This window comes from Streptomyces niphimycinicus (assembly GCF_018883605.1).
GTDB lineage: Bacteria > Actinomycetota > Actinomycetes > Streptomycetales > Streptomycetaceae > Streptomyces > Streptomyces niphimycinicus.
In genome coordinates this window covers 1-5031 of the sequence record NZ_JAHLEM010000986.1, presented here as the reverse complement: position 1 = coordinate 5031, position 5031 = coordinate 1, and the positions used below count along the sequence as shown (strand labels likewise).

General features: G+C 71.2%; 7 protein-coding genes. 2 read left to right on the top strand and 5 right to left on the bottom strand.

What is annotated here, in order from left to right:
- Positions 1 to 603, top strand: a 603-nt coding sequence (locus KN815_RS46465; protein ID WP_216347812.1) for an aminotransferase class I/II-fold pyridoxal phosphate-dependent enzyme, incomplete at its 5' end; no start/stop codon positions are given.
- Between the two features lie 66 nt (positions 604 to 669).
- On the opposite strand, the gene KN815_RS46460 is transcribed toward KN815_RS46465, so the two are convergent.
- Both KN815_RS46460 and KN815_RS46455 read right to left on the bottom strand, forming a co-directional pair.
- The gene (locus KN815_RS46460) at positions 670 to 897 is read right to left on the bottom strand and encodes a DUF397 domain-containing protein (protein ID WP_372458646.1); all 228 of its coding nucleotides are present in this window, start codon (positions 895 to 897) and stop codon (positions 670 to 672) included.
- An 18-nt stretch (positions 898 to 915) separates the two neighbouring features.
- Positions 916 to 1785 carry a helix-turn-helix domain-containing protein gene (locus KN815_RS46455; protein ID WP_216347810.1) on the bottom strand — a complete coding sequence of 290 codons (870 nt, stop codon included), beginning with the start codon at positions 1783 to 1785 and terminating at the stop codon, positions 916 to 918.
- A gap of 277 nt (positions 1786 to 2062) precedes the next feature.
- Between KN815_RS46455 and KN815_RS46450 the strand changes: the two genes are divergently transcribed.
- Positions 2063 to 2491, top strand: a complete 429-nt coding sequence (locus KN815_RS46450; protein WP_216347809.1) for an ATP-binding protein — start codon at positions 2063 to 2065, stop codon at positions 2489 to 2491.
- Positions 2492 to 2497: 6 nt separating this feature from the next.
- On the opposite strand, the gene KN815_RS46445 is transcribed toward KN815_RS46450, so the two are convergent.
- The 3 genes from KN815_RS46445 to KN815_RS46435 form a co-directional block, all read right to left on the bottom strand.
- Complete coding sequence (locus KN815_RS46445) at positions 2498 to 3733, bottom strand: nucleotidyl cyclase domain-containing protein (protein ID WP_216347808.1); 1236 nt, start codon at positions 3731 to 3733, stop codon at positions 2498 to 2500.
- Positions 3730 to 4125 carry a VOC family protein gene (locus KN815_RS46440; protein WP_216347807.1) on the bottom strand — a complete coding sequence of 132 codons (396 nt, stop codon included), beginning with the start codon at positions 4123 to 4125 and terminating at the stop codon, positions 3730 to 3732. The genes KN815_RS46445 and KN815_RS46440 overlap by 4 nt, the downstream gene beginning before the upstream one ends.
- A 90-nt stretch (positions 4126 to 4215) precedes the next feature.
- Entirely contained in the window at positions 4216 to 4689 is a 474-nt protein-coding gene (locus KN815_RS46435; protein WP_216347806.1) for a C40 family peptidase, read from the bottom strand.
- Between the last annotated feature and the right edge of the window lie 342 nt (positions 4690 to 5031).

Genomic DNA, 5031 nt, shown 5'->3' with positions numbered 1-5031 from the left:
GCCCTCGCCGGGGCCTGCCGTGCGTACGGCGCGGCGCTGGTGGTGGACGAGGCCCACGGCCTGGGGGTGCTCGGCGAGGGCGGGCGTGGCGCGGTGCACGCGGCCGGGCTCGCGGGCGCGCCGGATGTGGTGGTCACGGCCACCCTCTCCAAGTCGCTGGGCAGCCAGGGCGGGGTGGTGCTGGGGCCCGCCCGGGTGATCGAGCACCTGCTGAACACCGCACGCACGTTCATCTTCGACACCGGGCTCAACCCGGCGGCCGTGGGCGCCGCCCTGGCGAGCCTGCGGCTGCTGCGCCGGGAGCCGGAGCGCGTCGCCCGCGTCCGTACGGTCGCCATGGGGCTGTACGGACGGCTGACCGCCGCCGGGCTGACCGCGGTGCGGCCGGACGCGTCGGTGGTGTCGGTGCGGGCCCCGTCGCCGGAGCAGGCGGTGCGCTGGGCCGCGGACTGCCGCGCGGCCGGGCTGCTGGTGGGGTGCTTCCGCCCGCCGTCCGTCCCCGACGGCATCTCGCGGCTGCGGCTGACGGCGCGGGGGGATCTGACGGAGGAGCAGGTCGACAGGGCGGTCGACGTGATCGTGAAGACCGCGCCGACCGCCTGATGGCTCACTGACGGGAGGGTGAACGGATCAGCCGTTCACAGGCGGAACAGATACCTCACTGACGGATCAGCTTCCGGTTCCGGCCGAGCGGGAAGTGCCGGAGCCGAGGCCGTCGTCCTTGAGCCCCTCGAGGAAGGAGACCCAGGTCGACGGGGTGAACAGCAGGACGGGGCCCGCCGTGTTCTTCGAATCGCGCACGCCGAGCTGGTCGGACCCCAGCAGGGCCGTCTCGACGCAGTTGTTCATTCCGACGCTGTAGCTGCTGCGCAGCCAGTGGACGGACTTGGCGGACATACTGGACATGGTGCCCCCTCAGGCGCCGCCCCCGATTTTGTTGATGAAGGACAACGATTCCTCAGGTGTCAGGGCGCGGGTCCGCAGTACTTCGAACGCGGCGCTGTACGCCCGGAGGTCTTCTTTCCGCTCCAGATAGAGGCTACTCGTCAGGTGGTCGAGAACTACTACGTCCAGGTCACTAATGTGCGGAAAAGAGAAAATAATGAAAGGACCTGTCATACCAATGGGCATTCCGATAGAGAATGGCAGCACCTGAAGCCGCACCTGAGGCAATGCGCACAGTTTGGCCAGATGGCTCAATTGCGCTGCCATCACCTCCGGTCCGCCCACCTCGCGCCGCAGCGCCGCCTCGTCCAGCACCGCGTGCAGCCGCAGCGGCCGCTCGCCGTGCAGCACCGACTGCCGCGCGATCCGCACCTCCACCAGCGAGTCCACCTGGGGCCGCGGCAGATCCGGGAGCGCCGCGAGGGTCACCGCCCGGGCGTAGTCCGGGGTCTGGAGCAGACCCGGCACCACCGTGGTCTCCAGGGTGTACGCGTCCGACGCCTCCGCCTCCAGGCTGATGAAGTCCCGGTAGGCGGGCGGCAGTAGATCGCGGTACGCGTACCACCAGCCGCGCCGCGACCCCTCCGGATCCGAGGCGCCCCCGCGGCACAGCGCCTCCAGCAGGGCGCGCAGCTCCGGGTCGGCGACCTCGTAGAGCTCCAGCAGCCGCGCCACATCCGAGGGTTTGGCCCCGCTCCGGCCGGTCTCGATCCGGCTCACCTTCGACTGATGCCAGCCCAGCCGGTGGGCGGCCTCGCCGCTGGTGAGTCCGGCCAGATCGCGCTGGCGGCGGAGTTCCGCGCCGAGCTTGCGACGGCGCACCGCCGGGCCGTACCGCATGAGTTCTCCCTCCCGCCTTTCCCCTTGCCGGCGCGGCACCCACAGCGCGTGTCGCACCAGTGGCCCAGTGTGCCTTCCACATCCGGTTTTCCGTAGCAGAGTTCACCGCTTTGGGCGACAGATATATGCATAACTCGGTGGATCGCCCCCGTTGCGGCGGCCATCGGTGGCACTCTGACGCGTAGAGCCGTCAGGGCAGCCCACGACTCACCGGCTTCGCAGCTCCACCTTCCAACGCGTCCGCAGCCGCGCCCCGGCGGGAAAGGGACAGGCCGTCATGGCAGACCATCAGGAAGCATCCGTCACTCTGCTGAGCGCACCGGCTTCGGTTCCCGCGGCACGTGCCTATGTCACGGACGTGCTCGCCGAATGGGGGCTCGGGCAGGGCGAAGAGGCCGCCGACACCGTGCGGCTGATCGTCTCCGAGCTCGCCACCAACGCCGTGGAGCACACCGTGGGCCAGTCGCCCACCTTCACCGTGGACCTGCGGCTCGACCGCGAGCAGCGGCTGGAGATCGGGGTCACCGACAGCCACCCCACGTGGCCCCGCTGGCTGCCGCTGGCCACCCAGCAGGACAGCGGACGCGGCATGGTCATCGTGCGCTGTCTGGCCGCGGAGTCGGGCGGCGAGGTGTTCGTCACCCCGACCGCGGACGGCGGCAAGACCGTCTGGATCGCCCTGCCGTGGACCGTGCCGGTCCGCTGACCCCGCTCACAGCACCCGCTGGGCCTGCCCCTCCGAGGCCCGCGCCTCGGCGAGCTGACGGATCCGGGTGAAGACCCGCCCGGCCGCCGGGCCGATCAGATAGTGCGGCATGTCGCCGCGCTCGATCACCCCGTACCGGCTCGTGCCCATCAGATACGAGGAGTACAGGATCAGCCCGCTCGGCCGGTGCATATCGACGGTGAGCGCCGAGAAGCCGGGGAACTCGTCCGTCTGATAGACGTGCAGGCCGTCCGCCTCCGCCCCATAGCGCTCCTTGAAACGGCCGAACCGCTCCAGCGAATCCTTGATCTTCCGCGTCATGTCCTCCTGGTACTGGCGGGAGAGCGTGGCCGCCGCGTCCGAGGACGGGTCCAGCAGATAGCAGCGGTAGGTGCCGCCCCGGCGCAGCAGCCCGAGGATCGCGTCGCGAAAGCGGGCCGGACGCTCGGTGGTGACCAGCCGGTTGGAGGAGGTGCGCAGCGCCGTTCCCATGTCGAGGACCTCCTCGCCCGCCGCGTCCAGCAGCCGCGCCTTCTCCTGGGGGCTCGGCCGCTCCGGATACGCGTGCACCGGGGAGCCCTCCGCGAGCCCCCGGCCCGCCAGCCACGCCTTGGCCGCCCCGCCCGGCCCGCCGTCGCCCGCCATCAGATAGACGTCCTTGCCCTCATGGCTTCCCACATGGGCGAACAGCTCCGCATACGGCCCCGCGGTGCGGTACACATCCTCCGAGACCGCCAGGCAGTCCGCCGGAGTCGCCTTCTCCAGATGCGCGGCCAGATTGATGTCGGGGGAGTGGATGGTGCCGGTCCGGCCCTCGCCGGTGTGCCGTATCGCCCCCTTGTGCAACGCCATCCGCACATGCAGCTCCCCGGCCACCCCCGCCTGGGCGAACTCATCGCGCAGATGGCGCAGATCCAGGGTGAGAAAGGTGCGGGCCGCCTCCAGCGCGACATCGCGGGCCACGCTCTCGCTGTCGTCATGGACCGCGAAGAAGCCCCCGTCGCCGCGCCAGCTCCATAAGTCGCTGCGGGCACAGCGCCGCTGCGCCGAGAGCTGCCCGATCCGGGCGCGCATCCGCTCGCGCAGCAGATCGAAGGCGTGCGCGGCGCGGTCCCTGGGGTTCGAGCGCACGATCGTCGAATAGCCGGAGGTGTCGACGAAGAGGAGATACACCTGGTCATAGGTCCGGTCGGCCTGGAAGGGCTCACCGTGGAACGGCTCGCCGTGCGAAGGGTCGTTCATGCCGGCACCAGACCGCGCTCCACGGCGCTGCGCTCCACACAGAACTCATTGCCCTCGATGTCGGCCATCACCACCCACCCCAGGCCGTCGTCCGTGCGCCGGTCGTCCACTACGGAGGCGCCGAGCCCGATCAGCCGCTCCACCTCGGCGTCCCGGGTGCCCGACGGGGGCTGGATGTCCAGGTGCACGCGGTTCTTGACGGCCTTGGAGTCCGGGACCCGGATGAAGAGCAGCCCCGGCACCCCGGGTTGCCCCGAGCTGATCAGCACCTCGTCGTCGTCCGGCTCCGAGTCCTCCAGGGGGTAGCCGGTCAGCCGGGACCAGAACCGCGCGAGGGCGTGGGGGTCACGGGCGTCGAAGGTGATGTGCCGGACCGGGTTGAGATACGCCATGCGATGCCTCCGGTGGTCGACGGGGCCGGTCCACGGCGGTGTGGCCCGGCCCCGTCAACCTACCCACGGTCACTGACACCTACGGCGGACTCAGCGCACATGTCCGTACCAGACCTTCTTGGTCCAGATCCGCTCCAGCCGCACCACCGTGCCGGTCTTGGGGGCGTGCCAGATCCGGCCGCCGCCCGCGTACAGGCCGACGTGGTAGACCCCGCTCCCGGAGTGGAAGAACACCAGGTCCCCGCCCTTGCGGGAACCGGCCTTGATGTGGCGGGTCCGGTTGTACTGCGCGGCCGCGGTGCGCGGCAGCCGCTTCCCGGCCCGCTTGTAGGCGTACAGCGTCAGCCCGGAGCAGTCGAAGCGCCCCGGACCCTGGGCCCCGTACTTGTACGGTGCGCCCTTCTTCGACGCCGCGATCCGCAGCGCCTTGGCCGCGGCGGTCGCGGCCTCGGCCTCCGGTGGACACCCCGGGGTCGCCACGGTGCCCCCCACAGCGGCGACGGTGAGGGCTGAGACGGCGCTCGCTCGCGAGAACATCCTGGGGATACGTATGTGCGCAGACATCACACGCCACCCTTCGTGGGCCGACTCCGCCCCGGTGCGGTGGCGGAGTCCTGTCGTCCGTCCCCTGGGATGGTCACGCAGCCGCGCCGCGGGTTCCGAGTCGAGAGGGCACGGTGTGACGGTGGTCACGGTGGGGCCGTTCGGGTGATGTCTGCCGCCCCGCCCCACGTCCGTGACCTGCGCGAATGGCCGTGCCGAGGCATGGTGGGACGGACGGGGGCGCGGATCCGGGGCGCCTCCGGGCCGCAAGCCGGGCCCGCCCGGGCCGCCGGAATCCCACTCCGCCGTTCGGGCGACGGCCCCGCGTCCGCGACGGGCGACGGATCCGGGCTCCCGGTGGGC

Bases quoted from the DNA above. Each gene is read 5' to 3' on its own strand.
- KN815_RS46450 (WP_216347809.1), top strand. From the start codon at position 2,063: ATGGCAGACCATCAGGAAGCATCCGTCACTCTGCTGAGCGCACCGGCT.
- KN815_RS46435 (WP_216347806.1), bottom strand. From the start codon at position 4,689: ATGTCTGCGCACATACGTATCCCCAGGATGTTCTCGCGAGCGAGCGCC.
- KN815_RS46440 (WP_216347807.1), bottom strand. From the start codon at position 4,125: ATGGCGTATCTCAACCCGGTCCGGCACATCACCTTCGACGCCCGTGAC.
- KN815_RS46460 (WP_372458646.1), bottom strand. From the start codon at position 897: ATGTCCGCCAAGTCCGTCCACTGGCTGCGCAGCAGCTACAGCGTCGGA.
- KN815_RS46455 (WP_216347810.1), bottom strand. From the start codon at position 1,785: ATGCGGTACGGCCCGGCGGTGCGCCGTCGCAAGCTCGGCGCGGAACTC.
- KN815_RS46445 (WP_216347808.1), bottom strand. From the start codon at position 3,733: ATGAACGACCCTTCGCACGGCGAGCCGTTCCACGGTGAGCCCTTCCAG.